The organism is Actinokineospora baliensis (assembly GCF_016907695.1).
In the GTDB taxonomy this organism is placed as follows: Bacteria; Actinomycetota; Actinomycetes; order Mycobacteriales; family Pseudonocardiaceae; genus Actinokineospora; species Actinokineospora baliensis.
Map to the genome: position 1 here is coordinate 1947574 of NZ_JAFBCK010000001.1, position 25657 is coordinate 1973230.

Genomic DNA, 25657 nt, shown 5'->3' on the forward strand with positions numbered 1-25657 from the left:
CTCGCCATGACCGTGCTTGTGCTGACGAACAAGTCGATCTACGATCCGGGTGATCTGCGGCCCCTCGCCGCGCACCGGCCTCGACGTGCCGGAAAGCGCCATGCCTCCCACAGCCACCCCCGCGCTCGGCGCGCCGCTGGCACCGCGTACATCATCCGCAAGGCCGGTGTTACCCCCGCGCTGCACGAGGTCGGCCACGTGCCCACCGACCGCGCCCCGGACCGCGTGGCACTGGGCGAGACCCGCACCTACCCCCATCGACCGACCCGGGTGATCGGGTCGGTCGCCGACCTGGTCGGCCGCACAGCCGATCCGTTTCCAGAGCTCTAGCTCGTGAGAGTGGAAGGTGGTCACGGTGAGCCGTCGTCGCCGGTCACGGTTACCGATCGCTGCGCGTCGCCGGGGTGGCTCCCCTAGGGTCGTGGCTGTGGAGAAGGAGAGGGCGACCTACGTCGTCGGCGACATCCACGGCCACCGCGCGGAGCTGACCGCCGCCCTGCGCGCCGAGGGCCTCGTCACCGCCGCTGGTGACTGGTCGGGCGGCCACGACCACCTGTGGTTCCTCGGCGACTTCGTCGACCGCGGCCCCGACGGCATCGGCGTCATCGACCTGGTCCGCACCCTGGCCGAGCAGGCCGCGGCGGCGGGCGGTCGGGTCGAGACGCTGCTGGGCAACCACGAGATCCTGCTGCTGGGCATGCACCGCTTCGGCGACGAGCCGATCCCCTCGGAGTTCGGGCCGCGCAGCTTCGCCCGCAGCTGGAGCATGAACGGCGGCGTGGACACCGACCAGGAGGCCATCACCGACGAGCACATCGAGTGGCTCACCACCCGGCCGGTCGTCGAGCTGGTCGACGACCACCTGCTCATGCACTCCGACACCACGCAGTACCTCTTGTGGGGCGAGGACATCCCCACCATCAACGAGGCCGTCCAGGATGTCCTGCACTCCGACGACGCCGCCGAGTGGTGGGAGGTGTGGCGGCGCATGACCACCCGATACGCCTTCCGCGGCCCCGAGGGCGAGCTGGCCGCGGACGAGCTGCTGACCACCCTGGGCGGCAAGCAGGTCGTACACGGCCACAGCGTCATCGCCGACCAGCTAGGCGTCCTCCCGACGCAGATCGAAGGCCCGCACCTCTACGCGAACGGCAAAGCCCTAGGCGTGGACGCGGGCCTCTTCGTCGGCGGCCCCTGCTTGGTCGTGCGGCTGCCTTGGAGCGGCACAGCGGACTAAGAGGTCGGCACGATCCTGGAGCCGAGGGGGATCAGGGACACCGGGATCATCTTGAAGTTGGCGATGCCCAGCGGGATGCCGATGATCGTGACGCACAGGGCGATGCCGGTGACGATGTGGCCGATGGCCAGCCACCAGCCCGCGAAGACGATCCAGATGACGTTGCCGATCGCGGACGCCGCCCCCGCATCGCGGCGCGGCTCGATGGTGCGGCCGAACGGCCAGAGCGCGTAGTTGGCGATGCGGAACGAGGCCAGGCCGAACGGGATCGTGATGATCAGGATGCAGCAGATGATGCCCGCGATCACGTACCCGATGGCCATCCAGAAGCCGCAGAGCACCAACCAGATCAGGTTCAGCAGAAGTCGCACACCACCCAGTCTGTCGTACGGATCGATCAGCGGGTGTCCGGATCGGGCCCACCGGGGCAAGATGGTGACCTTGCCCACAGCGCGGAGGAGTGTCATGGCATTGCCGAGCTACACGTCCGGGACCTCGACCGCGCCCCTGCTCGGCGACACCATCGGCGAGAACCTGGCTTGCACCGTCGCTGCTCATGGTGCCCGGGACGCCCTGGTCGACAGAGCCTCCGGCAGACGGTGGACCTACCGCGAACTGGCCGCGGAGGTGGACGCCGTCGCGCGGGGCCTAGCGGCGCTCGGCGTGGTCAAGGGCGACCGGGTGGGGATCTGGGCGCCGAACTGCGCCGAGTGGGTCTTCGTGCAGTACGCCACCGCGCAGCTCGGGGCCGTTCTCGTGAACATCAACCCCGCGTACCGGGTCCACGAACTGAAGTACGTCCTCGACCACGCGGGTGTGCGCACTTTGGTCGCCGCGCCCAGCTTCAAGACGTCCGACTACGCGGCCATGATCGAGGAGGTCGGCCCGCAGTGCTCCGCGCTGCGTGACGTCATCCTCATCGGTCGCCAGTCCTGGACCGACCTCGTCTCCTCCGACCACGCCTTGCCCGTAGTGGCGTTGTCGCCGGATGACCCCATCAACATCCAGTACACCTCTGGGACCACAGGCTTCCCTAAAGGCGCCACGTTGTCCCACCACAACATCCTCAACAACGGCTTCTTCGTAGGCGAGTTGTGCTCTTACACCGAGCAGGACCGCATATGCCTGCCCGTGCCCCTGTACCACTGCTTTGGCCTAGTGATGGGAAATCTCGCTGCTACCTCGCACGGCGCTTGCATCGTTCTCCCGGCACCTGGGTTCGATCCGGTGGCGACTCTTAGCGCGGTAGTAGAGGAGCGGTGCACGTCCCTCTATGGCGTGCCAACGATGTTCATCGCGATGCTCGCCGAGGCAGGCGACCTGGACCTGAGCTCTTTGCGCACCGGCATCATGGCCGGGTCGCCGTGCCCGGTCGAGGTCATGAAGCAGGTCATCGACCGACTCGGCATGGAGGAGGTCACCATCTGCTACGGCATGACCGAGACCTCCCCGGTCTCAACACAAACCCGCGCCGACGACTCCCTGGACCTACGCGTGTCCACGGTCGGCCGAGTACACCCGCACCTGGAGATCAAGGTCGTCGACCCGGACACCGGGCTCACGGTCCCGCGCGGCACACCCGGCGAGTTCTGCACCAGGGGCTACTCGGTGATGCTGGGGTACTGGAACGAGCCGGACAAGACGACGGAGGTCATCGACAGCGCGCGGTGGATGCACACCGGCGACCTGGCGGTGATGACCGACGACGGCTACCTGATGATCACCGGCCGGATCAAGGACATGGTCATCCGCGGCGGCGAGAACATCTACCCGCGGGAGGTGGAGGAGTTCCTCTACACCCACCCCGACATCCTCGACGCGCAGGTCATCGGCGTGCCGGACGAGCGGTACGGGGAGGAGTTGATGGCGTGGATCCGGATGCGCGAGGGCGCGCCCCCGCTCGACGCCGACGCCATCCGCCTCTTCTGCACCGGCAAGCTCGCCCACTACAAGATCCCCCGCTACGTCCACGTGGTCGCCGAGTTCCCCATGACGGTGACCGGCAAGGTCCGCAAGGTAGAGATGCGCGCCGCTGCGCGAGAGCTCCTCAAGTAGCGTGACCCTGTGCCTTTAGCGGTTGGCTTCGACCTGGACATGACCCTCATAGACCCCCGCCCCGGCATGGTCGCCGCAATGACCGCCCTAGCCGACGAAACCGGCTTAGCGTTGGACGGCGAGTACTTCGCCGCCAACCTCGGCCCACCCCTCGACATGATCTTCCGCGGCTTCGAGGCCCCGGAAGAGCGCATCCCCTGGCTGGTCGACCGCTTCCGCGCCCTCTACCCAGAGATAGTCATCCCCGCCACCGTCGCCCTCCCCGGCGCAGGCGAGGCGTTGGAAGCGGTCCGCGAAGCAGGCGGCCGCACCCTGGTAGTCACCGGCAAGTACGGCCCCAACGCCGCCAAACACCTAGCCCAATTCGGCTGGACCGTGGACGCCTTGGTGGGCGAACTCTGGTCCACCGCCAAGGCCGAAGCGTTGCTGGAGTACGGCGCCACCATCTACGTAGGCGACCACGAGGGCGACGTGAAGGGGGCTCACGCGGCCGGAGCACTGGCTGTTGGCGTACCCACAGGCCCCCGCACAGCGGAGGAACTAACGGCCGCAGGCGCGGATGTCGTCCTAGCCGACCTAACCGAGTTCCCCGCCTGGCTCAAGTCCCACTTGGCCCGCTGACACTCGGCCTGGTTGTCCACAACTTCCCCACCAGTCCACAGCCTTTTCGCGCCCCTTCCCCCACCTCTGAGGGCCGATAGAATGGCATCGGGGCGACCCCCCGGAGAGGGTGGGGGCTGGGCCGCGCGTGGGGGTGCGCACATGCGGGCGCGATCTGTCCTGCCCACTCTGAGTGCCCTCGCGAGCTGCTCCAGCCCTGCTCGCGCGCTCCGCGAGCGGAGATCCGCCCTGCCCATGAGCCAGTTCCCGACCCGCCCGTCGACTGTGTCTCCCGTGCCCCACATCAGCTGACGCCCGTTGTGCCCGCCATCCACTACGAACAGGCGACCCATTCCGATCCGGCCTCTCAGAAGCCGCCCCCCGAGCCCCCAGTTGTCATGGCCACCGCGCGCCCACTGAGGGCTACCTCCGTCCAGCGCGAGCTGCCCCTGCCCGCGAGTCCTTAGCCCGCCAGTTCCCGGCACGCTGGCGTCGCCTTCGCCGGGCTGTCCGCTTTGCGTGATCGCTCTGCGCGAACTGCCTCTGCTCGCGAGTCCTTAGCGCGTCCGTTCTGGCCTGCTGGTGTCGCCTTCGCGGGCTGCCCGCTTTACTCGATTGCTTTGCGGGAACTGCTCCCTGCTCGCACGCCCTGAGTGACCTGGTATCCGGCCCGCGCACTCACCCACTCGCGAGCCCACACCCGGCCCGACTATCCACAACCTCCCCGCCGGTCCACAGCTTCTTCGCGCCCCTTCCCCCGCCTCTGAGGGCCGATAGAATGGCATCGGGGCGACCCCCGGAGAGGGTGGGGGCTGGCCCGCGCGTGTGTGCGCGATAAGAGGGCGAGAGTTAGCGCCTGCGGATCACGTGGACCACGGCGAGCGCCAGGCCCGCGGGGAAAGCCATGGACACGGCCCACAGCCACGGGGCAGTGTGTCCCAGCGCGGCCAGGACGAAGATGGCGACTACCGCGAGTAGCCCCACGCCGAACAGCAGGAACGCGACGTGGAGGGTGCGGGTGGGGTGGGATCGGGCCGCCATGGGAACAGGATAGGTGGTCCATCCGTTGGGTCCTCAGCAGTAACGCTCGGGCGGGGCTGGGGCGACCTAACGGCTGGCTTAGGCTTGGGGGACGCGTCCAGGGTGAGCCCGGGGCGCGTTCGTCTTGCGCGGACCCGGACGAGATCCGACGGGGCGCGCTGGGGCGGACTGACGAACTAGGGAACGGTGAGATCTGTGCCGACCGGCAAGGTCAAGTGGTACGACTCGGAGAAGGGCTTCGGGTTCGTCACGCAGGACGGCGGTGAGGACGTGTACGTCCGCGCTTCCGCCCTGCCCGCTGGCGTCCCCGGCCTCAAGGCCGGGCAGCGCATCGAGTTCGGCGTGGCGGACGGGCGGCGCGGGCCGCAGGCCCTGTCGGTCCGGCTCATCGATGCGCCGCCGTCGGTGGTCGAGGCCAGGCGCAGGCCTGCCGAGGAGCTGCACGGGCTGGTCGAGGACATGATCAAGATGCTGGAGTCGACCGTCCAGCCGGACCTGCAGCGCGGCCGCTACCCCGACCGCAAGGTCACCAAGCGCATCGCCGAGGTCGTCCGGGCGGTGGCGCGGGAACTCGACCCGTAGGTCACTGCCGCGCTTCGGTGCCAAGTGCCCACACCCCGGACTGGACCAGTTTTCCCCGCACGACCTGCAGCTTCTGCACTTCGACGTAGACCAGCCGCTCGGCTTCGGGTGGCGGCGTCAGCGTGTACGACAGGTCCTTCGTGATCAGCGTGCTGCTCGCCGCCATCTGCTTGCCGTCTTTGTCGATGTAGGAGAACACCACGCCCCACGGGCTGTCGGCGACGCCGGACGACACGGAGATCTGCACGGTCTGGCCCTTGCGCGTCGGCAGGGTCGCCACCGCGTGCAGGTCTTGGAGGCATTTCTCCTTGCCGACCTCGCACAGCCAGATCGGGCCCGCGTTGACGCTCGAGCCGTCGGTGTAGAAGGTGACGTCGGGCGGCGGGGGTGCTGAGCAACCGGCGAGGACGATGGTGGCACCGGCGAGTGTCGCGGTGATGGCTCTGCGCACGCCAGCGACCCTACGTGTCGTGCCTGCTCGACCTCGGCGCGGGGCGGAACCGGCGTACCGCGGCGGCCATCTTCTCGCTGGCGCGCTGCCCGGCGAACCCGGGGATGAGGCTGCCGCCCTTGCGGGTGAGCAGGGTTTGCGCGAGGCCCAGGGCCAGCATCACCGACACGACCAGGAAGCCGACCCACCAGATCGGCGGTAGGAGCACCCCGACCGCGCCGCCGAAGACCCAGCCCAACTGGAGGACGGTCTCGGACCGGCCGAAGGCGGACGCGCGGGACTCCTCGGGCAGGTCGTCTTGGATGACCGCGTCGAGGCTGTTCTTAGCCAGCGCGCTGGCTATAGCGCCGACAAGACCCACGATCGTCGCCGCGAAGATGCTCGCTGTGAGGGTGGCCACCACGGTCGTCGCCAAGGCGGCGATCAGGCACCCCAGCACCACCTGCTCGTGGTTACCGATGTGGATGCGCGCGCCTACGGCGTTCCCGGCGAAGCTGCCAATACCCGCCGCGCCCGCGATCAGGCCCAAGAGCAGCAACTGCTGGAATGGCTCGGCTTCGTTCTGGGCTCGCACGGCGAAAGCCGCGAACATCATCAGGAAGCCCGTAAGCACGCGGATTGACCCGTTGCCCCACAGCGACACCACCACGTGTCGGCCCATAGGCGTTCGTTTTGTGGTCGGCAGCGGCATCTTGGCGCTGATAGAGGCCGGAACTTCGCCCTCGGTCACCTCTACCCACGCCGGGATCCGTAGTGCCTGCGCGGCACCCACTGCGCAGATCAACACCGTGAACCACAACGCGCCTGGTGACCCGAAGAGGTTCGCGAAGAGGGCGGCAAGCCCTCCGGCCACCGCGCCTGCCGCTAGGCCGAAGACGGTCAACCGCGCGTTGGTCTTCGCGAGCGTGATCTCCGGCGGTAGGACTCTTGGTGTGATCGCGGCTTTGAGCACGGTGAACGACTTGGACAGGACCATCTTCCCCAGCGCCGCCGGGTAGAGCATCCAGTCGTCGAAGTGCATCGCCATGATCACGCACATCAGGGCCTGACCGGCCGACGCGACGCACATGGCCAGCCTGCGGCCGCGCTGCAGCCGGTCCAGCATCGGCCCGATGACCGGCGCGAGCAGGGCGAACGGGGCCACGGTGATCAGCAGGTACAGGGCGACCTTGCCCTTGCTCTCCCCGCTCGCCGCGGAGAAGAACAGCGTGTTCGCCAGGGCGACCGCCATCGCCGCGTCGCCCGCGTAGTTGAGCATCGTGGCGTAGGTCAGCGACGTTAGGCCGGACTTGTCGGCACCGTCGGCGTTCGCGGCCTTACGGAAAGCGGTCATCGCCTGTGCCGTCAGCTGTCTACTGCGCATCGCGGCGACCCGGGTCACGGTCAGCTTCTTCGGGTACCCGGGCGGAGGGCCTTCTCGGCGCTCTATCTCCGTCGGCGGCTCTTCCTCGTACCGCGTGCCGGTGTCCCTATAGCGCGGCTGCGGCGGGTAGTCGTCCCGGTACTCGGGCTCCCTGTGTGGCGGGCGGCCGTACCTCTCGGGGTCGCGATCGCCGTAGGTCTCGTACCTCGGCTCCTCCGGCTCTATAGGCCGAGTGGTGCGCGGCGGAGGCAGTGGATCGCGGCGGTGCGGTGCGTGTGGGGGCAGCTGTGGGTTCTGCCGGGGGATGCCGGTGGTGGGCGGTTCGGGGGTCCGCCAGCTCGGCTGTTGGACATCCGCCCAGCCCCGCTTCGCCTTCCGGCCCGAGCGGCGGCCGGACGGCGGCTGATCAGCGGGGCCGTTGCGAATCACGTGTTCCATCCTGCCGTACCGGGGGCTGATCCGGGGCACGGTTGGCCTGCCGGTTCATGGTCAAGTGGACAGTCTCGGGCACCTAGCCCGCGGCCGCGAACCGGACCCGGAACAGCTTCGGCCACAGCTTGCCCGTCACGAGGAACTCATCGGTCCCCGGCACCGCGGCGATACCGTTGAGCACGTCCGCGCCGGTGCGTTCACCCTCAGGCAGTAACCCCGTGAGGTCCACAACCGCGGTGACCGCGCCGGTGGCCGGGTCGATCCGCACGATCCGGTCGGTCTCCCAGACGTTCGCGTAGACGGCCCCGTCGACGCACTCGAGCTCGTTGAGCTTGACCACGGGCCCCTGGGAGTCGCGGACCCGCACCTCGCCCGTCGCCGCGAAGGTCGCCGGATCGCGGAAGGTGAGCTTGTCGGTCCCGTCGCTCATCACGAGCCTGCTGCCGTCGTGGCAGATGCCCCAACCTTCACCCTCATAGGTGACCTGGCGCTTCTCGGCGAGGGTGTCGCGGTCGCGCTCTATGGCCACGCCGTTCTGCCAGGTGATCTGCCAGATCCGGTCGCCGACGACCGTGATCCCCTCACCGAAGAACTCGTCCGGCAGCTCCACCCGCTCCCGCACGGACCCGGTAGCCGGATCCGTCGCCCGCATCTGCGACCGCCCCTCCAGGCCGGTGCCCTCGTAGAGGACCCCGTCGACCAACTCCAGGCCCTGGGTGAACGCGGTCCCGTCGTGGGGGACCTCGGCGAGCACCTGCGGCTTGAGCGTCGGGACCCCGGAATTGGTCGGGATCGCGGCGGTCGTCGACGGCCGGGGCTCTGACGTGCCGGAACAGCCTGTGGCGAGGCAGGCGACGACAGCGACGAGGGCGGTCAGACGGGCGCGCACCCCACTAGCGTGACACGGCTGTGTCACCCGCTTCGGGCGTGGGGCACAATCACCGGTGATGACCTCGACGCCTGCACCAGAAGCCGTGACCGACCCCGCGCTGCTCGCGGCGGTCGAGTTCGCGCGCGCCGCCGCGCGGGAGCAGGCCGGGTCCGAAGTCGGCGCGCACGTTGCGGTGCGGGCCGAGGACTCGGCGTCGGCGACCCACCTCTTCGAGGCGGACAAACCCGGATACCGGGGCTGGCGGTGGGCGGTCACCGTCGCCGCCGCGACCTCGGGGGACGAGGTGACCGTCAGCGAGGTCGTGCTGCTGCCCGGTCCCGACGCCCTCGTGGCCCCCGCCTGGATCCCCTGGCAGGACCGCGTCCGCGCCGGTGACCTCGGCGTCGGCGACCTCCTGCCGGTCGACCCGGACGACCCCCGCCTGGTCCCGGCCTACGTCGAGTCGGACGACCCCGAGGTCGAGGCGCTGGCGATGGAGGTCGGCCTCGGCCGGGTCCGCGTCCTGTCGCGCTTCGGTCGCGTCGACGCCGCCGACCGCTGGAAGGTCGGCGAGTTCGGCCCGGGTTCGGACATGGCGCGCGGCGCCCCTGCGGCTTGCGGCACCTGTGGCTTCTACCTGCCCGTCGCGGGCTCTCTCGGCGCTGCCTTCGGTGTGTGCGGCAACGAGATCTCGCCCGCGGACGGCCGGGCTGTGCACGCGGGCTACGGCTGCGGTGCGCACTCCGAGAACGAGGTCGAGCAGATCTCCCCGGTGCTCGTGGCGGACCTGATCTACGACGACGCCCGCCTCGACATCGAGGTCACCCCCGTGGCCGAGGAGCCCGCTGGCGAACCTGAGACCGATGAGCCTGCCGCCGACGAGGCGCAGGCGTCGGTGGACGAGCCGCCCGCGGTCGAGCAGCCCAGCCCGGAGTCGGTCGAGCAGGCAGTTGACGCTGTGGCCCAGGGTGAGCAGGTAGCCGAACCGTCCGGTCAGCCCGAGTCCGACTCGCGCGGGTGAGCACCGCCGATCCCTTCGGCACTGCCGCGCTGCGTGCAGCGGTGCTCAGTGCCTGGACCGCGTCCCCGACCCGGTTCCGCGAAGACGCCAACGCCGAGGAAGACCTCTACCTAGGTGGTTACCGCGACCGCCTATTGGTCGAACTCGCGCAGAACGCCGCGGACGCCGCCGACGGCACAGGAACGCTGCGACTGTCATTGGTCGACGGCGAACTGCGCGCCGCCAACACCGGCCGACCGCTAGATGCCGACGGGGTCGCCGCGCTGGCCTCCTTACGCGCCTCGGCTAAGAGCGCCGCACAGGGCGTTGGCCAGTTCGGTGTTGGTTTCGCCGCTGTGCTTGCTGTGACTGACTCCCCGCGCGTGCTGTCGCTCAACGGCGGTGTTGCCTTCTCCGCCGAGGACACTCGCGCTGCTCTTGCCGATCACCCCGATCTAGCCGCTAGAGCCGCTAAGCGTGGCGGGCGTGTTCCCGTCCTGCGCATGGTCTGGCCCGTTGACGCTGAGGTCCCGGCCGGGTTCGCCACCGAGGTGCGCCTACCGCTGCGCGCGGACGTCGATGGCCGCAAGCTGCTGGCCGACTTCGCCGCGCAGGCCGCTGATCTGCTTCTTGCTCTACCCGGCCTGGACCGCATAGAGATCGGTGACGACGCCTGGTGGCGTGTCGACCAGGGATCCCGCGTTGAGGTGCACGGCCCGGACGGTGTCGTGTCCTGGCTCGTGCATCGCGTTGACGGCAGCCTCGCCGACGACTTGGTCGAGCACCTAGGCGTCGAAGCTCGCCAACGGCGGCAGTGGAGTGTCTGCTGGGCCGCGCGCGTCGACTCTGACGGCGTTCCGCTCCCTCTAGGCGACGACGTCCTGCACGCTCCTACGCCGACAGACGAGCGGCTGTCGCTACCGGCCCGCTTGATCGCGACCCTGCCTATAGAGCCGAGCAGGCGCAGGCTGCACTCCAGTGCTGCCGCCGAGGCTGTGCTGGCTGAAGCGGCCCGCGTGTACCCGGAACTGATCCGCCTGGCACCCGAGGAGCACCGGACCGCGTTGGTCCCGCTGGCCGGGTTCCCGCTCTCCGAGGTCGACGAGCGGCTGCGTGAACTGCTGGTCAGCGCCCTGCGCAAGGACACCTGGCTGCCTGCGGCCGAGGGTGACGACCTGGCCCCCGCCCGCACTCAGGTCCTCGACGCCGAGGCCGAGGGCTTGGCGGAGTTGCTGGCCGAGATCGTGCCGAACCTGGGCGCCGGGTGGCTGTCGGCGCAGCGGCACGCGGGCGCGCTGGCCGCGCTGGACGTGCCCCGCCTCGGCCTTGCCGATGTGGTCGAGATGATCACCGGTCGCGCCCGCCCGCCGCAGTGGTGGCACGACCTGTACACGACGCTCGCCCCGGTCGTGGAGACCGACGGGACCGCCCGGCTGGAGCTGGGTGCCCTGCCGGTCCCGCTCGCCGACGGCCGCACGCTGCCCGGTCCGGCCGGGGTCGTGCTGGTCGAGGACGCCGAGCTGTTGGAACTGCTCGCGCACGCCGAGGTCGGGGTGCTGCACGTGGTGCACGCCGAGGCCGCGCACCCGGTGCTGGAGCGGCTCGGCGCGCACCGGGGTGGACCGGTCGACCTGCTCGACGCGGGTGGCCTGCAGGACGCGGTCGAGCGCAGTCTGGACGACGTCGAGTCCGGTGTGGACATCAGCGGTCTCGTGTCGGTCGTGCTGCGGCTGGCCAGGGACGCCGGGGTGCGCACGGGGGAGCGGCCGTGGCTGGGCGCGTTGGCGCTCAAGGATTCCGTGGGGGACTGGCGGCGCGCCGACGAGTTGGCGCTGCCCGGTTCGCCGTTGCTGGATGTGCTCGACGAGGACGCGCCGGTTGGCGTGCTCTCTGCCGAGGTCGCCGCCGAGTGGCCGGACCACGTGCTGGCCGCTGTGGGCGTGTTGGACGCGTTCGCCCTGGTCGCGGATGAGGCCCCGACCGGCCCGGACCACGCGCTCGCCGACGAGGCGGAGTGGTGGGACAGCCGGGTCGAGCCGCCTGCCAGGGTCTTGGCCGTCCGCGACCTCGATCTGGTCACCGACGACGCCTGGCCCCGCGCGCTGGCCCTGCTGGCGGCCGACCCGGACACCTGGCGGGCCCTGCTGGAGCCCGACGGGTACACGGGCTGGTGGATCGCCCGCCACGCCGTCATCGCGGGTGCCGCCCCGTCGGACTGGCGCCTCCCGGACGCTGATGACCTGGAAGGTCTCTACGACATCGTCCCCGACATCGGCGTGGACCTGCGGGTCCTGGCCGCGATCGGTGTGCGCTCCGGCCTGCGGGTCGAGAACGCGGATGACGCGGAAGACCTGCTGATCCGCCTGGGTGACCCGGATCGTGGTCTGCACCCCGGCGCGGTCCTGCGCACCCACGCGGTGCTCGCCGAAGCGGCGGCCGACGAGCTGTTCGACCCGGCCGACGTTCGGCTCCCGGAAACGACGCGGACGTTGGCGGGCACGGTCGCGCCTGACTGCGTCGTGCTGGATGCCCCCTGGTTGTTGACTGTCTTGCCCGAAGACCAGGTTGTGTCCGCGGGGCCTGATTTCGCGCTTGCTGAGCCATTGGCCGAACTGTTGGACCTACCGCTGGCGACAGAGGAAACCGGTGGGGAGATCGTTTCCGCTGCTGAGCCTGTGCCGTGGTCTGAGCTCGGTGCCGTCGCTGCGGCCTGTGAGTTGTTGGACGTGCCGATCCCGTTCGGCAGCCTCTTGGTGCACGACAAGCTGTTGGTGCGCACGCCCACCGGTGACCACAACGTGCCGTGGTGGGTCATCGATGGCGTAGTGCACTGCGAGGACACCCCGGAGGCTTTGGCCCGGGCACTCGCGTGGACTACGGACTGCTGGACGGATCGCCACACGTTCACGGCTCTTATCGAAGAGCCCGCGCACTACCTGACCTAGTCGATGCGCTGCGCGGCCTTAGAGCCGCGCTTACCCGCCTGTCGCTGCCACACCATGATGAGCGCGCCGATGATCCCGAGCCCACCGCCGGACCAGGCCGTCCACATGTAGATGGACCCCCGGTCGACGAACGTCAGCACCACCGCGACGACGAACCAGATCGCCGTGCCGATGTAGACGATCGGCCCCATGGCCAGAAGCGAAGGCGGCAGGGGCGGGGTCTGGCGCTGGGACATGCCCGCAAGGCTAGCGCGCCCCCGCGAACTCCTCCCGAGCCTGCTTGATCAGCCGCTCGAGGGCGCCGAGCGCGTCTTCGTCGACCACGAGCCGCAGGGGCGCGGTCGGGTCGCCGAGCTTGAGGGCCACCTGGTGCGGGTCGAGCCGGTCGACCTCGGCGGTGGGGTTGCGGTCGATCCACACCCAGACCTCCGGGGTGATGCCGCCGTTGTTGACGTAGGTCATGTGAGGTGCCTCCGAGCTGTTGTGGGATAAATGCGGCCTCAGGAAGGGATGATAATGGCCGTTGAGTCGCACAGTAGCGAGCGCGCAGCGCGAGTCGCAATACGCGTTCGGGTGATGGTCGTTGGTCCGTTCGGATCGCTAGGGTGACCGCCATGCCGCCCGAGCAGACCCGACGCAAGCGCATGGTGGGCCGCTACATGGAGGCCCTCCGCAAGCGGCACGACCCGACCCTGATCCCCGAACGAGCCGCCGCCCTGGCGGACACCTCGAGGACGACGATCTCCAGACTGGAGAACGGCCAGCAGCTACCGAACAAGCACCTGTTCGCCGCCCTGTTGACGGTCTACGGCGCCACGGACGAGGAGCGCGCCGAGGCCATGGCCCTCTGGACCCACGCCAGACAGGCCACCTTGGCGATCAAGGATGTCGACGACACGCCCGCGAAGTACATCGCCTTCCGGCGGGACGAAGCCGATGCGGTTGCCGAGTTGACAATCAACTACATCGCGCTGCCCGGTCTGCTGCAGACGAATGCCTACGCCAGGGCGGCATCCAGTGGCGACCCGTTCGACACCATTGACGAGGTTCTTCGCGAACGTCGAGCAGCCGAGCGCGAGAGGCGTCGCCAGCTGCTGGAAATGGACAAGCCCCTGGCCCTGCACGCCATTGTCAGCGAGGCCGTGCTGCGCATGCACGTGGGGGGCCCGGGCATCATGGCGGACCAGCTTCGCCACCTGCTTGTCATGGCCGCCAAGGACAATGTCACCATTCAGGTGATGCCGTTCGCCGCCGGATCGTTCGGGCCGATGAACGGCCCGGTTGTGCTACTCCGCTTCGATGACGACCCGGTTCACTCGCACACGGTGTATCTCGAGTACCCCCTTGGGGGAGAGACAGTCGATCGAAAGGCGACTGTCGCTGTCTTCCTCGAAATTTTCGAGGCAATCTGCGTGCGAGCGATGTCGCCCGAGGATTCGATATCGTTCATGCGTAGCGTGTTGAGCGACCTTGAGGAGATGCTGTGATCTCTGGGATCTGGCGCAAGAGTTCCCGCAGCGGGAACATGAACGCTTGCGTTGAGCTTGCCGTGCGTGTCGAGGTGGTCGGAGTTCGCGACTCCAAGAACCCCGCCGCCAGTGCCCTTGGCTTCAGCCGGGGCGCCTTCGACGCGATGCTCATCGCGATCAAGGCCCGGTAGGGCCGCCATGAACAGCACTGCATGGCGCAAGAGTTCCCGCAGCACGCCCGACAACGCCTGTGTTGAGCTGCGGGTTCAGGTCGAGGCGGTGGGTGTGCGGGACTCCAAGAACCCGGCCGCCGGAGCCCTCGGCTTCGACCGCCCGGCCTTCGGCACCTTCCTCTCCGCCGTCAAAGCCCGCTAGAGCTCCCGCACGTACCGCAACTCCCGCAGCGGCGGCGACTCCCGCTCGTCGTCCATGACCTCGCCGTCCGGTGACCAGCCGCGGTTGGCGTAGAACCTGATCGCGCGCTGGTTGCCGTCGGCGACCCACAGGTACGCCTGCGCGTACCCCAACGTCCGCAGCTCGTCCTGCAGCCGCTCCAGCATCGCCGTGCCCGCGCCGGTGCCCCAGGCGTCCGGGTGCACGTTGATCATGTGCACCTCTCCGGCCGCCACCGGCTGCCTGGGCGGTCCGGCCGAGCCGATCGCCACGATCTGCCGGTCGCGCTCGACCACGAAGTTGCGGACCTCGCCGGGGCTGGTCACGATCGACTCCCAGCGCCGCCCGAAGGTGCGCTCCGAGAGCCCGGCCAACCGGTCGTCGCCCATGATCCCCTGGTAGCCGGCCCGCCAGGCGGCGACGTGCACCCGGCCCATCCCGTGGCCGTCCCCCGGTCGCGCGCGGCGCACCTGCATAGATCAACAGTAGCGCGGGTCCAAGTTCGTCGACCGACGATTGCTTAGTAAGGTATGCTAAACATTATGTCCGAGTCCGAGCGCGCGTTGACCAGCCGGTTGCGGCTGGCGGTGGTGCGGCTCAACCGCAGGCTCCGGGCGCAGCGCACCAACGCCGCGATCACCCTCACCCAGCTGTCCGCCCTGTCCTGCGTGCACAAGTGCGGCCCGCTGACCCCGGGGGAGCTCGCCGCCAAGGAGGGCGTCCAGCCGCCGTCGATGACCAGGGTCATCACGGCGCTGGAGGAGTTGGGGTACGTGACCCGCAGCCCGCACCCGAGCGACGGCAGGCAGGCCATCGTGGCGCTGACCGACGAGGGCCGGGTCTACATCCAGGCGGACATCTCCGCCAGGGAGGCGTGGCTGGACAAGCGACTGGCGGAGCTGACCGACGAGGAACGGACCGTCCTCGCCAGGGCCGCCGAGATCATCGACAGGATGGCGGGGAACCAGAACTAGGATGCCGACGTACGCGGGTGGTACCCGAGAGCAGCTGACCGAACGCACCTCGACGACCCCGCCGCCGCCGTCCCCGCCGGATCCCAAGCCCGGCATGTTCTCCTCGCTGCGGGTGCGCAACTACCGCCTGTTCGCGACCGGGCAGGTCGTGTCCAATGTGGGCACCTGGATGCAGCGGATCGCCCAGGACTGGCTGGTCCTGGTGCTCACCGACAACAACCCGGTCGCCCTCGGCATCGCCGCGGCGCTGCAGTTCCTCCCGACGTTGATCTTCTCGCTGTGGGCCGGGGTGCTGGCCGACCGGCTGGACAAGCGCAAGCTGCTGATCGGCGTCCAAATAGGACTCGCGTTGTGCGCGCTCGTGCTCGGTGTGCTCGACGTGACCGGGATCGTGCAGGTGTGGCACGTCTACGCGCTGTGCTTCGTGCTCGGCGCGTTCGCCGCGGTCGAGGTGCCGGTCCGCCAGTCGTTCGTCGCCGAGATCGTCGGGCGCGACCAGGTGGCCAACGCGGTCGCGATCAACTCGACCAGCTTCAACCTGGCGCGCATCGTCGGCCCGGCCATCGCCGGCGTCATGATCATCCTGATCGGCACCGGCTGGCTGTTCCTCGGCAACGCCGTGTGCACGGTCGCGGTGATCGTCGGCCTGCTGCGGATGGACCCGGCGAAGCTGATCCGCGGCCCCAAGGTCCCGCGCGCCAAGGGCCAACTGCGCGAGGGCCTGCGCTACGTCCGCCGCCGCGCCGACATCCTCACCGTCATGGTCCTGGTGTTCTTCGTCAGCACCTTCGGCATGACCTTCTTCGTCACCCTCGCCGTAGTAGCCGCCACCGTCTTCCACCGCGACGCCGACGGCTACGGCCTCCTGTCCACCACCCTCGCCATCGGCACCCTCGCCGGCTCGGTCCTCGCCGTCCGCCGCAGCTCCCGCGGCCGCCCCCGCACCCGGCTGCTACTGGGTTCGGCGCTCGCCTTCGGCATCCTCGAAGTCGTAGTCGGCCTGATGCCGTCCTACTCGACCTTCGCCATAGCCCTGATCCCGGTGGGCCTGTGCCTCATGACCTTCATGACCACAGCCAACTCCACCGTCCAACTGGCCGTCAGCCCCGAGATGCGAGGCCGCGTAATGGGCCTCTACATGCTCGTCTTCGTAGGCGGCAACCCACTGGGCGCCCCCATGGTCGGCTGGATGGCGGACCAGTGGGGAGCCCGCTCCCCCTTCATCATCGGCGGTGCGGTGGCCGCCCTAACCGCCATCCTCTGCGGTGCAGTGCTCCTGGTGCGCGGCGGCATCAAACGCCCCACCACCGGCTGGAGCCGTCTGCTGCTGCGCAAACCAGGCTTCGAGCGCTAGCCCTCCTCAGCCACCCGCCACTCAACACAGGTGGGCCGGGCCCGCGTAGCGAGAAACTCCGCCAGCGCCTGGTAAGCGACCTCCACCGGCACCTCCGCCCCCGGCGGCACTGAAGTCTCGTCGAGGCCAGCCAGGAAATACGACTTCCAGTCGGCGTTGGTCCCGTTGCGGGGAACCGACCTCTGGTCACCCGCGATCCAGTCCAGCACGCCGGTGTCGCCGTTCACCCCGACTCCCAGTTCGGCGTGTTCGCCCGACACGAAGTCGGTGGAGCCCGTTGCGATCACCCAGAGGCTGGGGATGTCGAAATCCACTTCGCGCAGTGCCGCCACCAGGTCGAAGCCGGGTGGGAGTTGGTCCACGTGCAGCCAACCGTGGCGCAGGAGATCGTCCGTCATCGCGTTGCCTTGCCCTTGTAGGTGCGGGAGAAGGGTTCGCCTCGCGCATCGGTGCCCAGCACGGTGAGGCTGCTGCCCTCGGGGATGAAGTCCGGCAGAACAGAGTGGCACCCTATCCACGCACCCGGCTCGGAGCCGCACGGCGCGTGGTTGATGATGACTCTCGCCTGCCTGCCGCGTGTGCGCACCATGACTGCCACGGCCTTCATCTCGACGTGGTTGGCCACGCGGTCGGCCCGCCTTGCCAGGCCGAGTTGGCGGATCCTTGCCCGCGACTCCGCCGTCCAGTCGTCCTGCGGTGTCGCGGTCAGTTCGCCGAAGGACTGGCCGTCGACCTCGAGGATGGCGACGATCGGCGCGTTGCGGCGGCCTTGACGGACCCGGGGCGGCAAGACGTCCTGGTAGGGCGTCGCTTCTGGCGGGTACCGGTCGCCGTGTCGGTTGGTGACGCCTGGTTGGGGAGTCGACGCCGGTGCAGGCGGATCCGCGCGGGCCAGCACCACGGCGAGCAGGGCCTCGATCTCACCTATCGTCGCCGCCAAGCGCAGCAGGTAGTCGTTGGCGGCGACCACGGCGAGGGCAGGGGCGGTGAAGGTGTTCGTGCCCCACAGCACCTGGTGCACGGTCCGGCGCACATCGTCGAGCTGGGATTGCACGGCCAGCACCGCGAACTTCAGCCGACTGAGCCGTTCGGTCGCGGCCCTGAGCTGCCGATACTTCTCGTCGAGGGGCACGGATCAAGTCGTACACCGTACCCACGACAAGCCGGGAAGACAGGGCTTGCGGGGTCTGAGAGGTTAGGCTAACCTAACTCTCGTCCGCTTCGTGGTGGGAGCGGCAGTCAGTTCGGGAACGGCGAGACCCCCCGCACCAAGCGTCCGGTGCGGGGGGTCTCGCTTTTGTTCGGCGGGAGGCTTGTCGGAGCATCCTGCCGAAGTTCCTCAGCCCTGGGGGGCGGGCGGCCGCAGGCCGTTGACGCCTGCGAGGGCGGCCTCGAACCGGGCGGTGACGTCGGCCCAGTTGACGATGTTCCAGAGCTTGTCGATGTAGTCGACCTTCACGTTCTTGTACTGCAGGTAGTACGCGTGCTCCCAGGTGTCGAACACCAGCAGCGGCGTGGTGGCGATCGACAGGTTCGAGTGGTGGTCCTTGATCTGCTGGGTGATCAGCCGCGAGCCGATCGGGTCCCACGCGAGCACGCCCCAGCCGGAGCCCTGGATGGTGCCGGACACGGCGTTGAGCTGGGCGCGCAGACCGTCGAACGAGCCGAAGTGCTCGTCGATGGCGGCGGCGAGCTCGCCGGTCGGCTTGTCGCCGCCATCCGGGCTGAGGTTCTTCCACCACTGGTTGTGCAGCGTGTGGCCCGCGAGGTTGAAGGCCAGCGTGGTCTCCAGGCCGACGATCGAGCCGAAGTCACCGGCGTCGCGGGCGGCGGCGATCTTCTCCAACGTGTCGTTGGTGCCCTTGACGTACGCGGCGTGGTGCTTGCTGTGGTGGAGTTCGTTGATGTCGCCGATGATCACCGGCGTGAGTTGCCCGTAGTCGTAGTCGAGGTCGGGCAGGACGTACGGAGCCACGTGCTCTCCTCGTGTTGATGCCAGTCAGTTCTAACTGCAACATACTGGCAACTGGACCGGTGCGTTGGACGGGTCCACCCTTCGGTCAGACCTCCCAGGTGTGAACCGGCTCACCCGCCGCGCTCAGTTCGATGTACCGCCGCAGCATCGCCACCAGCGCCGCGTCCCGGTCCAACCCCCGTGACTCCAGGTCGGACACGACCGCCCGCTGCCAGGTCGACCCGGTGCGCCGCGCCACGCACCGCTCCTCGATCACGCCGAGGTACCGCTCGCGCGACTCGTCGGACACCCCGCAGTCGCGCAGGCCCTCGTGCGCCATCGGCAGCAGTACCCGCAGCACCAGTTCGTCCGGCGGCACCCAGCCGATCCCGGGCCAGTACAACTGCGCGTCGAACGCGTGCCGTGCGCCCGCGTGCAGGTTCTCCTCCGCCGCCTGGAACGACATGCGCGTCCACAGTGGACGCTCCTCGGCGGTCAACGCCCTTTGCGCGCCGTAGAAGAAGGCGGCGTTGGCGATCAGGTCGACCACCGTCGGACCCGCTGGCAGCACCCGGTTCTCCACCCGCAGGTGCGGCACGTCGTCGGCGATGTCGTAGACCGGCCGGTTCCAGCGCCAGATGGTTCCGTTGTGCAGCCGCAATTCCGCCAACCGCGGCGCCCGGCCGGAGTCGAGGGCCTCGAACGGGTCCTCGTCGTCGACCTCGGGCAGCAGGCCGGGGAAGTAGCGCACGTTCTCCTCGAACAGGTCGAAGATCGAGGTGATCCACCGCTCGCCGAACCACACCCTCGGCCGCACGCCCTGGTTCTTCAGCTCCTGCGGGCGGGTGTCGGTCGCCTGCAGGAACAACGGGATCCTGGTCTCGTGCCACAACGCCTTGCGCAGCAGGAACGGCGAGTTGGCCGCGATCGCGACCTGCACGCCTGCCAGGCACTGCGCGGCGTTCCAGTTCGCGGCGAACTTCTCCGGCGGCACCTGCAGGTGCAGTTGCGCCGAGGTGCACGCCGACTCGGCCAGGATCGAGTTCTGCAGGCAGCGCAACCGTTCCGCGCGCTGACCGGGCAGCGGGATGCCCTCCATGTGCAACAGCATCTCCTCGCCGCGGATGGCGAAGATCTGGTCGTTGAGCTTCTGGTAGCGCGGGTTCTGCGTCAGCCAGCGGATGTCGAAGTGCTCGCTGCGCAGCGTCGGCAGCGACCCGATCATCACCAGCGTCGCGCCAGCGTCCTGCGCCTTGTGGCCCGCGTGGGCCAGCGAGTGGCGCAGTTCGTGCTCCAGGTCTATGGACTGCTCGTCGCGCAGCGGCCGGGGTCGCACGTTGAGCTCGAGGTTGTGCTGGCCCAGTTCGGTCGTGTAGCACGGGTCATCGATCTTCTCCAGGACCGTGCGGTTGAGCATGGCGGGTGCCAGCGCGTCGTCGACCAGGTTGAGTTCGATCTCCAGGCCCATTCTCGGGTGCTCGTCGGCGAAACCACCCTCGGCCAGCATGCGCTCGAGCGCGTCCAGGCACCGGCGCACCTTCTGGCGGTAGCGTTGCCGGTCTTCTCGGCTGAAAGCGTCGATTTTCACGTCTTGCCCCATGCCGCCCTCCCGTCTGGCCGGATCGGCGTCCGGCGCACGCGCGGGAGGCCAACGTTCGCACAGCCAACCCGGTTGGGCTAGCGCCCAAACTGGTGCAGCGCGTTATCGCCCCGTGACACAGAGCGAGCGGCGGGTCGTGGCGCTACCCGTTCGCCGCAGACGTGCGAGACTGCCCCCGTGGCGCAGGTGATCGAGGTGAGCGACCCGGCGGACCCACGGCTGGACGACTTCCGCGACCTGTCGACCGCCGACCGCCGCCCGGACCGTCCGGGTGGCCGTGGCCTGGTCATCGCCGAGGGAGTGGTGGTCGTGCGGCGGCTGCTCGCCTCCGCGTACCCGGTCCGCGCCCTGCTCGGGGTTCGTCGACGCGTGGAGGAACTCCAACCCGAGCTCGCCGGTCTCGACGTGCCCGCCTACGTGGCCTCCGCCGAGGTCATGGCCGAGGCCGTGGGGTTCCACCTCAACCGCGGGATCCTGGCGACCGCCGACCGCGCACCCGCGCCGTCCCCCCAGGACCTCGCCGAGAACGCCCGCACGCTGGCGGTATTGGAAGGTGTCGGCGACCACGAGAACCTCGGCGCGCTGTTCCGCAACGCCGCCGCACTGGGGGTTGACGGTGTTCTCCTAGGCCCCGGCTGCAGTGATCCGCTGTACCGGCGCAGCGTCCGGGTGTCGATGGGCCACGTGCTCGCCGTGCCGTTCACCGAGGTCGAGCCCTGGCCGGACGGGCTGAAGTGGTTGCGCGACAGCGGGTTCCGGGTGCTCGCACTCACCCCGGCCGCCGATGCGGTACCGCTGTCCGAGGCCGTGCGCGCCGACGAACGGGTGGCGGTGCTGCTCGGCTCGGAGGGGCCGGGGCTCACCGACGAGGCGATCGCCGCGGCCGATGCCGCCGTGCGCATCCCGATGTCGCGCGCGGTCGACTCGCTCAACGTGGCCACCGCCGCCGCGGTCGCCTTCTACGCGCTCGCGGAAAGGGGTTCCGGTGCAACTGCGCGCCAAGGATGACCGCGCCGTCCTCATCGGTGACGACGGGACGGGGGAGCGCGAGGTCGACCCGCACACCCTCGCCATCGGCGGCGACCTGTCGACCGCGCTGCACGAGTGGGCCAAGGTCGTCTCGGCCGTGCGCCGCGGCGACCAGGACGACCAAGCGGCGGACCTGGTGAGCAGGCGCGGGCACCAGCTCGCCGAACGCCTCGCCGCCGTCATGGGCACGCCTGTCAGCTACGTGGATCCGCTCTCCGGAGAGGTGTCGATCGTGCAACCACCCGAGGTCGTCGAAGCCCCGGTCGCCGAGGACGTTGTCGTGGAGCCGACCCCGTGGGGGGTCGGCCTGCTGGTCGCGGGCTTCACCGGGGCGCTGGTGCTGTTCGCGATCATCACCCTGGCGGTGACCCTGTACGAGACGACGCCGCTGCTGGCCGTCGCGTCGAACCTGGTCGTCAGCGCGGGATTGCTGCCGTCGGTGTGGTTGGCGCGCAAGGTGCCGACCTGGCGTTGGGTGGCTGTGGGGGTCGCGGGCGGCATCGCGCTCGGTTGGCTGACACTGCCCTTCATCGTCTTCAGCTGAGCCGTTTCCCGGCTCAGGCGAGCGAGTCGCGCCAGGCGGTGTGCAGCGCGGCGAAGTGGCCGTCCCCGCAGATCAGCTCCTGGGGGTGGCCGTCCTCGGTGACCCGGCCATCGGTGACCACCAAGACCCGGTCGGCGATCAGCACCGTGGACAGCCGGTGCGCGATGATCAGCGCCGTCCGGTCGGCGAGCACCGACTCCAACGCCCGCTGCACCACGCGTTCCGTTGGCAGGTCGAGGCTCGAGGTCGCCTCGTCCAGCACCAGCACGGCCGGGTCGGCGAGGAACGCGCGGGCGAAGGCGATCACCTGGCGCTGACCTGCCGAGAGCCTGCCGCCGCGCTTGCGGACGTCGGTGTCGTAGCCCTCCGGCAGCGCGGTGATGAACTCGTGCGCGCCCACCGCGCGAGCGGCCGACTCGACCTCGGCGCGGGTCGCCCCCGGTTTGCCCAGCAGGATGTTGTCCGCGACCGACCCGGAGAACAGGAAGTTCTCCTGCGTCACCATCACAACCGATCCGCGCAGCTCCACATCGGACACATCGCGGACGTCGACGCCCGCGAGCCGGACCGTGCCGCCGGTCGGGTCGTAGAAGCGCGCCACGAGCTTCGCGATCGTCGACTTGCCCGCTCCGGTCGGGCCGACCAGCGCGACCGTCTGCCCCGCCGGGATCGTCAAGTCCAGTGGCGGCAGCACGACCGGGGTGTCCGGTCGGTACCGGAACTCGGTGTCCCGGAACTCGATCGGCAGGCCGCCGTAGTGGCGCGGCAGCGGTGTCGGCCGCTGCGGCTCGGGGACGTCCGGCTCCTCTTCGAGAAGTCCGGAGATCTTCTCCAGTGCGGCGATCGCCGACGAGTACGAGTTGGCGAACATCGCGATGTCGTCGAGCGGCTCGTAGAACCGGCGCAGGTACAGGGTGAACGCGGTCAGCACACCCAGCTCCAGCGTCCCGTCAGCGACCCGGAAAGCACCGAATGCCAACACGATCGCCAGCGACAGGTTGCCGACCATGCGCACCGACATGGTGAACGTCGCGACCACGTCGAGCGAGTCGCGCGCCGCCGAGCGCAGCCGGGTGTTCAAACCGTCCATGATGGACCGGTTGCGGCCCTCGCGCCGGTACGCCTGCACCGCGCGCATGCCGTTCATGGTCTCGACGTAGTGCACGATCACCGTCGCCGTCCGACCGCTGACGCCCCGGTACGCCTGGTTGGAGGTGCGCAGGAACCAGCGGGTCACGAAGAACAGCGGCAGCGCGGTGGCCAGTGTCAGCGCGGCGAGGTCGAGATCGAGCGTCAGCAACAGGATCGTGATACCCACAATGGACAGCGCGGAGGTCAGCAGGTCGTCGATGCCGCCTTCGAGCAGCTCGGTGAACGAGTCGATGTCGCTGGTCTGCCGCGAGATCACCTTGCCGGAGGTGTAGGACTCGTGGAAGGACAACGACAACCGCTGCGAGTGCCGGAACATCCGCTGGCGCAGGTCGAGCACCAGGTCCTGCCCGATGCGACCGGAGAGGTTGAGGAACGTCGCCCACAGTCCCGCCGAGGCGACACTGCACGCCGCGTACGCGACCACGCACCACGCCACCACGGTCAGGTCGCCGCGGATCGCGTTCGGGATGCCGGTGTCGATCACCACCGCGATCAGCAGCGGCCCGGCCAGCCGGGCCGCGTTCTCCAAGAGGACCAGGACCAGCCCGGCGACGGCCCAGCGCAGGTGCGGTCGCAGCAAGGTGCCGAGCAGTGCCCGCGACCGGCGCTTGAGCTTGAGCCCGACCTGCCGGTCGATGTCCTCGGTGTCCTCGGCGGCGACCCCGCGCCACTGCTCGTCCGAAACCGTACTCACGACGCCACCTCAGCGGGCTCATCGTCCAGAGTGGATAGTTGATCGCGGTAGGCGGCGCTGGTCTTGAGCAGCTGCTCGTGCGTGCCGATCGCCACGATCCGACCCCCGTCGAGCAGCGCGACCCGGTCCGCGAGCCGTACCGTGCTGGGCCGGTGCGCCACGACCAGCGCGGTGACGTCCGACAGCACGCTGCGCAGGGCCCGTTCCACCTCCGCCTCGGTGTGCACGTCCAACGCCGACAACGGGTCGTCGAGCACCAGCACCTTCGGCTTGCCGACCACCGCGCGCGCGAGGGCCAAGCGCTGCCGTTGCCCGCCGGACAGCGACAGGCCCTCCTCGCCGATCCGGGTGTCGAGCCCCCACGGCAACCGGTCCACGAACTCCTCCGCCTGCGCCACCCGCAACGCCTCGCGCACCTGCTCGTCGGTGACCCCCTCGGCACCGAGCGCGACGTTCTCCCGCACACTGGCCGAGAACAGCACCGGGTCCTCGAACGCCATCGCGACCACCGAACGCAGGTCCGCCAACCGCAGGTCCCGCACGTCAACGCCGTCAACGGTGACCCGACCGCCGGTGATGTCGGCCAAGCGGGGAACCAGCATCGTCAAGGTCGACTTGCCGGACCCGGTCGCACCGACGAGCGCCACCGTTTCGCCCGGCCGCAGGTCGATGTCCACACCGGACAAGATCTCCCGATCGCTTCCCTGGTGGGCGAACCGAACCCCTTCGAACCGAACCGCGCCAACACCATCGGCAGGCAAGTCCTTGGGCCGCACCGGATCGGTGATGGTCACCTCGGCGTCGCGCACCTCCCAGTACCGCGCAGCCGCCGTCGCGGCCTGGTTCGTCTCGGCCAGCAACCAGCCGATCGAATCGGTCGGCCAGCGCAGGTAGGTCGCCACGGTGACGCCCGCGACCAATGTGCCGACGGTCAGCGAACCGTCCGCGACCCCGAGCGAGCCGAACAGCAGTTGGGCGGAGATGCCCAACTCGGGCAGCAGGATGATCGCGCCCCAGAGCAGTGCCAGCAGTCGCATCTTGGCCAGCTCGGTCGTGCGCAGCTCCCTGGCCTGCCTGGCGAACCGCTTCGCCAGGTGCGGGCCGCGGCCGAACGCCTTGAGCACCCGGATCCCGAGCACCGACTCCTCGACGACGGTCGCCAGGTCCCCCACCTGGTCCTGCGACCGCCGGGTCAAACCCGCGTACTTCGACTCGTACTGCGTCGAGATGAACACCAGCGGGGCCGCGCAGATCAGCGTGATCACGCCGAGCACCGGCGCCAGGAAGAACAGCAGGACCAGCCCCATGACCAGGGTCAGGACGTTCACGACCAGGAAGATCCCCGCGAACGCGATGAACCGGCGCAACGTGGCCAGGTCGCCGACCGCCCGCGAGAGGAGCTGGCCCGACTGCCATCGGTCGTGGAAGGAGATCGGCAACCGCTGCAGGTGGCTGAAGAGGTCGGCCCGCATCCGAGCCTCAACCAACGTGCACGGCCCGGCGACGAGCTTGCGCCGCACGTAGAACATCAGCGCTTCGACCACGCCGAGCACCGCCACCGCGATGATCAGCAGCGGGAGCGGCCCGGTCTCCTTGCGCGCAATGGGCCCGTCGAGGATCTGCTGGAGGACCAGCGGGATCGTCAGCCCGCAGATCATGGAACACAGCACAGCCGCCCCGGCCAGGACAAGCCTGCCCCGGACCGGTTTGAGATAGGGGAGCAGCCTGCGCAGCGCCCCCAAAGTCGATGTCTGGTCCATCCCGCCCCCCAAAGTCGCGCCCGACGGTAGCGACCAGAAGCCCCCCGAGCACCCGAGTTTCCCGCCGCTCTCTGTTGAGAGCACCGCTCCCAAAAGAGAGCACCGCTCTCCTTTGTGGGCAGTGCTCGCGACACAGACGGCCACATTGAGCACTGCT

General features: G+C 69.3%; 28 protein-coding genes. 14 read left to right on the forward strand and 14 right to left on the reverse strand.

From position 1 onward, the window contains the following. The first annotated feature begins 6 nt into the window (after positions 1–6). Positions 7–330: an HAD family hydrolase gene (locus JOD54_RS09220; RefSeq protein WP_204450122.1), complete on the forward strand. Its 324-nt coding sequence runs from the start codon at positions 7–9 to the stop codon at positions 328–330. Positions 331–427: 97 nt separating this feature from the next. Beyond that, entirely contained in the window at positions 428–1237 is an 810-nt protein-coding gene (locus JOD54_RS09225) for a metallophosphoesterase family protein (RefSeq protein WP_204450123.1), read from the forward strand. Here JOD54_RS09225 and JOD54_RS09230 read toward each other — a convergent pair. After that, on the reverse strand, positions 1234–1608 hold the full coding sequence (locus tag JOD54_RS09230; RefSeq protein WP_204450124.1) for a YccF domain-containing protein: 375 nt from the start codon (positions 1606–1608) through the stop codon (positions 1234–1236). The genes JOD54_RS09225 and JOD54_RS09230 overlap by 4 nt on opposite strands. Before the next feature lie 94 nt (positions 1609–1702). Here JOD54_RS09230 and JOD54_RS09235 point away from each other — a divergent pair, with 94 nt between their 5' ends. Beyond that, entirely contained in the window at positions 1703–3292 is a 1590-nt protein-coding gene (locus tag JOD54_RS09235; protein WP_204450125.1) for an AMP-binding protein, read from the forward strand. Between the two features lie 9 nt (positions 3293–3301). Further along, positions 3302–3913, forward strand: a complete 612-nt coding sequence (locus JOD54_RS09240; RefSeq protein WP_204450126.1) for an HAD family hydrolase — start codon at positions 3302–3304, stop codon at positions 3911–3913. A gap of 828 nt (positions 3914–4741) precedes the next feature. Here JOD54_RS09240 and JOD54_RS09245 read toward each other — a convergent pair. Then, positions 4742–4933, reverse strand: coding sequence for a hypothetical protein (locus JOD54_RS09245; protein WP_204450127.1), 192 nt, complete (start codon positions 4931–4933; stop codon positions 4742–4744). A gap of 195 nt (positions 4934–5128) precedes the next feature. On the opposite strand from JOD54_RS09245, the gene JOD54_RS09250 reads away from it, so the two are divergent. Further along, positions 5129–5515 (forward strand): cold-shock protein, encoded by a 387-nt coding sequence (locus JOD54_RS09250; RefSeq protein WP_204456171.1) that lies wholly within the window; start codon positions 5129–5131, stop codon positions 5513–5515. A 1-nt stretch (position 5516) separates the two neighbouring features. Here the strand turns inward: JOD54_RS09250 and JOD54_RS09255 are convergent, their stop codons facing one another. The 3 genes from JOD54_RS09255 to JOD54_RS09265 form a co-directional block, all read right to left on the reverse strand. Continuing rightward, a complete protein-coding gene (locus JOD54_RS09255; protein ID WP_204450128.1) occupies positions 5517–5966 on the reverse strand; it encodes a DUF2771 family protein in 450 nt (149 codons plus the stop codon). A gap of 10 nt (positions 5967–5976) precedes the next feature. After that, positions 5977–7767, reverse strand: coding sequence for an MFS transporter (locus JOD54_RS09260; RefSeq protein ID WP_204450129.1), 1791 nt, complete (start codon positions 7765–7767; stop codon positions 5977–5979). A 73-nt stretch (positions 7768–7840) separates the two neighbouring features. Next, positions 7841–8650 carry a glutaminyl-peptide cyclotransferase gene (locus JOD54_RS09265; RefSeq protein WP_204450130.1) on the reverse strand — a complete coding sequence of 270 codons (810 nt, stop codon included), beginning with the start codon at positions 8648–8650 and terminating at the stop codon, positions 7841–7843. Between the two features lie 58 nt (positions 8651–8708). Between JOD54_RS09265 and JOD54_RS09270 the strand changes: the two genes are divergently transcribed. Beyond that, positions 8709–9653 (forward strand): DUF3027 domain-containing protein, encoded by a 945-nt coding sequence (locus JOD54_RS09270; protein ID WP_204450131.1) that lies wholly within the window; start codon positions 8709–8711, stop codon positions 9651–9653. Next, positions 9650–12577 (forward strand): sacsin N-terminal ATP-binding-like domain-containing protein, encoded by a 2928-nt coding sequence (locus JOD54_RS09275; RefSeq protein WP_204450132.1) that lies wholly within the window; start codon positions 9650–9652, stop codon positions 12575–12577. Before JOD54_RS09270 ends, JOD54_RS09275 begins: the two co-directional genes overlap by 4 nt. Here JOD54_RS09275 and JOD54_RS09280 read toward each other — a convergent pair. Both JOD54_RS09280 and JOD54_RS09285 read right to left on the reverse strand, forming a co-directional pair. Beyond that, a complete protein-coding gene (locus JOD54_RS09280) occupies positions 12574–12813 on the reverse strand; it encodes a DUF2530 domain-containing protein (RefSeq protein ID WP_204450133.1) in 240 nt (79 codons plus the stop codon). The two genes, JOD54_RS09275 and JOD54_RS09280, sit on opposite strands and share 4 nt — an antisense overlap. A gap of 10 nt (positions 12814–12823) precedes the next feature. After that, a complete protein-coding gene (locus JOD54_RS09285; RefSeq protein WP_204450134.1) occupies positions 12824–13039 on the reverse strand; it encodes a hypothetical protein in 216 nt (71 codons plus the stop codon). Between the two features lie 152 nt (positions 13040–13191). Between JOD54_RS09285 and JOD54_RS09290 the strand changes: the two genes are divergently transcribed. Genes JOD54_RS09290 through JOD54_RS09300 form a run of 3 tightly spaced genes read left to right on the forward strand, consistent with a single transcriptional unit; the run spans position 13192 to position 14421 of the window. Then, entirely contained in the window at positions 13192–14064 is an 873-nt protein-coding gene (locus JOD54_RS09290; RefSeq protein ID WP_204450135.1) for a helix-turn-helix domain-containing protein, read from the forward strand. Then, on the forward strand, positions 14061–14237 hold the full coding sequence (locus JOD54_RS09295) for a DUF397 domain-containing protein (protein WP_307859909.1): 177 nt from the start codon (positions 14061–14063) through the stop codon (positions 14235–14237). The genes JOD54_RS09290 and JOD54_RS09295 overlap by 4 nt, the downstream gene beginning before the upstream one ends. A 7-nt stretch (positions 14238–14244) precedes the next feature. Next, on the forward strand, positions 14245–14421 hold the full coding sequence (locus tag JOD54_RS09300) for a DUF397 domain-containing protein (protein WP_204450136.1): 177 nt from the start codon (positions 14245–14247) through the stop codon (positions 14419–14421). On the opposite strand, the gene JOD54_RS09305 is transcribed toward JOD54_RS09300, so the two are convergent. Further along, positions 14418–14915, reverse strand: coding sequence for a GNAT family N-acetyltransferase (locus JOD54_RS09305; protein ID WP_204450137.1), 498 nt, complete (start codon positions 14913–14915; stop codon positions 14418–14420). The two genes, JOD54_RS09300 and JOD54_RS09305, sit on opposite strands and share 4 nt — an antisense overlap. A 66-nt stretch (positions 14916–14981) precedes the next feature. Between JOD54_RS09305 and JOD54_RS09310 the strand changes: the two genes are divergently transcribed. Further along, positions 14982–15413, forward strand: coding sequence for a MarR family winged helix-turn-helix transcriptional regulator (locus JOD54_RS09310; protein ID WP_204450138.1), 432 nt, complete (start codon positions 14982–14984; stop codon positions 15411–15413). A 94-nt stretch (positions 15414–15507) separates the two neighbouring features. Further along, on the forward strand, positions 15508–16767 hold the full coding sequence (locus JOD54_RS09315; protein WP_204456173.1) for an MFS transporter: 1260 nt from the start codon (positions 15508–15510) through the stop codon (positions 16765–16767). Here JOD54_RS09315 and JOD54_RS09320 read toward each other — a convergent pair. The 4 genes from JOD54_RS09320 to JOD54_RS09335 form a co-directional block, all read right to left on the reverse strand. Beyond that, complete coding sequence (locus JOD54_RS09320) at positions 16764–17165, reverse strand: Imm1 family immunity protein (RefSeq protein ID WP_204450139.1); 402 nt, start codon at positions 17163–17165, stop codon at positions 16764–16766. The two genes, JOD54_RS09315 and JOD54_RS09320, sit on opposite strands and share 4 nt — an antisense overlap. After that, positions 17162–17899 (reverse strand): DddA-like double-stranded DNA deaminase toxin, encoded by a 738-nt coding sequence (locus JOD54_RS35480; protein WP_204450140.1) that lies wholly within the window; start codon positions 17897–17899, stop codon positions 17162–17164. The genes JOD54_RS09320 and JOD54_RS35480 overlap by 4 nt, the downstream gene beginning before the upstream one ends. 207 nt (positions 17900–18106) lie before the next feature. After that, the gene (locus JOD54_RS09330) at positions 18107–18742 is read right to left on the reverse strand and encodes a superoxide dismutase (RefSeq protein WP_204450141.1); all 636 of its coding nucleotides are present in this window, start codon (positions 18740–18742) and stop codon (positions 18107–18109) included. Between the two features lie 85 nt (positions 18743–18827). Next, complete coding sequence (locus JOD54_RS09335) at positions 18828–20321, reverse strand: glutamate-cysteine ligase family protein (RefSeq protein WP_204450142.1); 1494 nt, start codon at positions 20319–20321, stop codon at positions 18828–18830. A gap of 177 nt (positions 20322–20498) precedes the next feature. Here JOD54_RS09335 and JOD54_RS09340 point away from each other — a divergent pair, with 177 nt between their 5' ends. Then, positions 20499–21329, forward strand: a complete 831-nt coding sequence (locus tag JOD54_RS09340) for a TrmH family RNA methyltransferase (protein WP_204450143.1) — start codon at positions 20499–20501, stop codon at positions 21327–21329. After that, positions 21307–21894, forward strand: a complete 588-nt coding sequence (locus tag JOD54_RS09345; RefSeq protein WP_204450144.1) for a DUF2537 domain-containing protein — start codon at positions 21307–21309, stop codon at positions 21892–21894. Before JOD54_RS09340 ends, JOD54_RS09345 begins: the two co-directional genes overlap by 23 nt. A 13-nt stretch (positions 21895–21907) precedes the next feature. Here the strand turns inward: JOD54_RS09345 and JOD54_RS09350 are convergent, their stop codons facing one another. Together JOD54_RS09350 and JOD54_RS09355 are read right to left on the reverse strand one after the other, a co-directional pair. After that, positions 21908–23740 carry an ABC transporter ATP-binding protein gene (locus JOD54_RS09350; RefSeq protein ID WP_204450145.1) on the reverse strand — a complete coding sequence of 611 codons (1833 nt, stop codon included), beginning with the start codon at positions 23738–23740 and terminating at the stop codon, positions 21908–21910. Next, positions 23737–25500, reverse strand: a complete 1764-nt coding sequence (locus JOD54_RS09355) for an ABC transporter ATP-binding protein (protein WP_204450146.1) — start codon at positions 25498–25500, stop codon at positions 23737–23739. Before JOD54_RS09355 ends, JOD54_RS09350 begins: the two co-directional genes overlap by 4 nt. Positions 25501–25657: the final 157 nt, after the last annotated feature.

Coding starts and splice junctions, on each gene's coding strand:
- JOD54_RS09220 (WP_204450122.1), top strand. CDS start 7: ATGACCGTGCTTGTGCTGACGAACAAGTCGATCTACGATCCGGGTGAT.
- JOD54_RS09260 (WP_204450129.1), bottom strand. CDS start 7,767: ATGGAACACGTGATTCGCAACGGCCCCGCTGATCAGCCGCCGTCCGGC.
- JOD54_RS09315 (WP_204456173.1), top strand. CDS start 15,508: ATGTTCTCCTCGCTGCGGGTGCGCAACTACCGCCTGTTCGCGACCGGG.
- JOD54_RS09305 (WP_204450137.1), bottom strand. CDS start 14,915: ATGCAGGTGCGCCGCGCGCGACCGGGGGACGGCCACGGGATGGGCCGG.
- JOD54_RS09235 (WP_204450125.1), top strand. CDS start 1,703: ATGGCATTGCCGAGCTACACGTCCGGGACCTCGACCGCGCCCCTGCTC.
- JOD54_RS09245 (WP_204450127.1), bottom strand. CDS start 4,933: ATGGCGGCCCGATCCCACCCCACCCGCACCCTCCACGTCGCGTTCCTG.
- JOD54_RS09270 (WP_204450131.1), top strand. CDS start 8,709: ATGACCTCGACGCCTGCACCAGAAGCCGTGACCGACCCCGCGCTGCTC.
- JOD54_RS09300 (WP_204450136.1), top strand. CDS start 14,245: ATGAACAGCACTGCATGGCGCAAGAGTTCCCGCAGCACGCCCGACAAC.
- JOD54_RS09290 (WP_204450135.1), top strand. CDS start 13,192: ATGCCGCCCGAGCAGACCCGACGCAAGCGCATGGTGGGCCGCTACATG.
- JOD54_RS09280 (WP_204450133.1), bottom strand. CDS start 12,813: ATGTCCCAGCGCCAGACCCCGCCCCTGCCGCCTTCGCTTCTGGCCATG.
- JOD54_RS09355 (WP_204450146.1), bottom strand. CDS start 25,500: ATGGACCAGACATCGACTTTGGGGGCGCTGCGCAGGCTGCTCCCCTAT.
- JOD54_RS09320 (WP_204450139.1), bottom strand. CDS start 17,165: ATGACGGACGATCTCCTGCGCCACGGTTGGCTGCACGTGGACCAACTC.
- JOD54_RS09285 (WP_204450134.1), bottom strand. CDS start 13,039: ATGACCTACGTCAACAACGGCGGCATCACCCCGGAGGTCTGGGTGTGG.
- JOD54_RS09335 (WP_204450142.1), bottom strand. CDS start 20,321: ATGGGGCAAGACGTGAAAATCGACGCTTTCAGCCGAGAAGACCGGCAA.
- JOD54_RS09310 (WP_204450138.1), top strand. CDS start 14,982: ATGTCCGAGTCCGAGCGCGCGTTGACCAGCCGGTTGCGGCTGGCGGTG.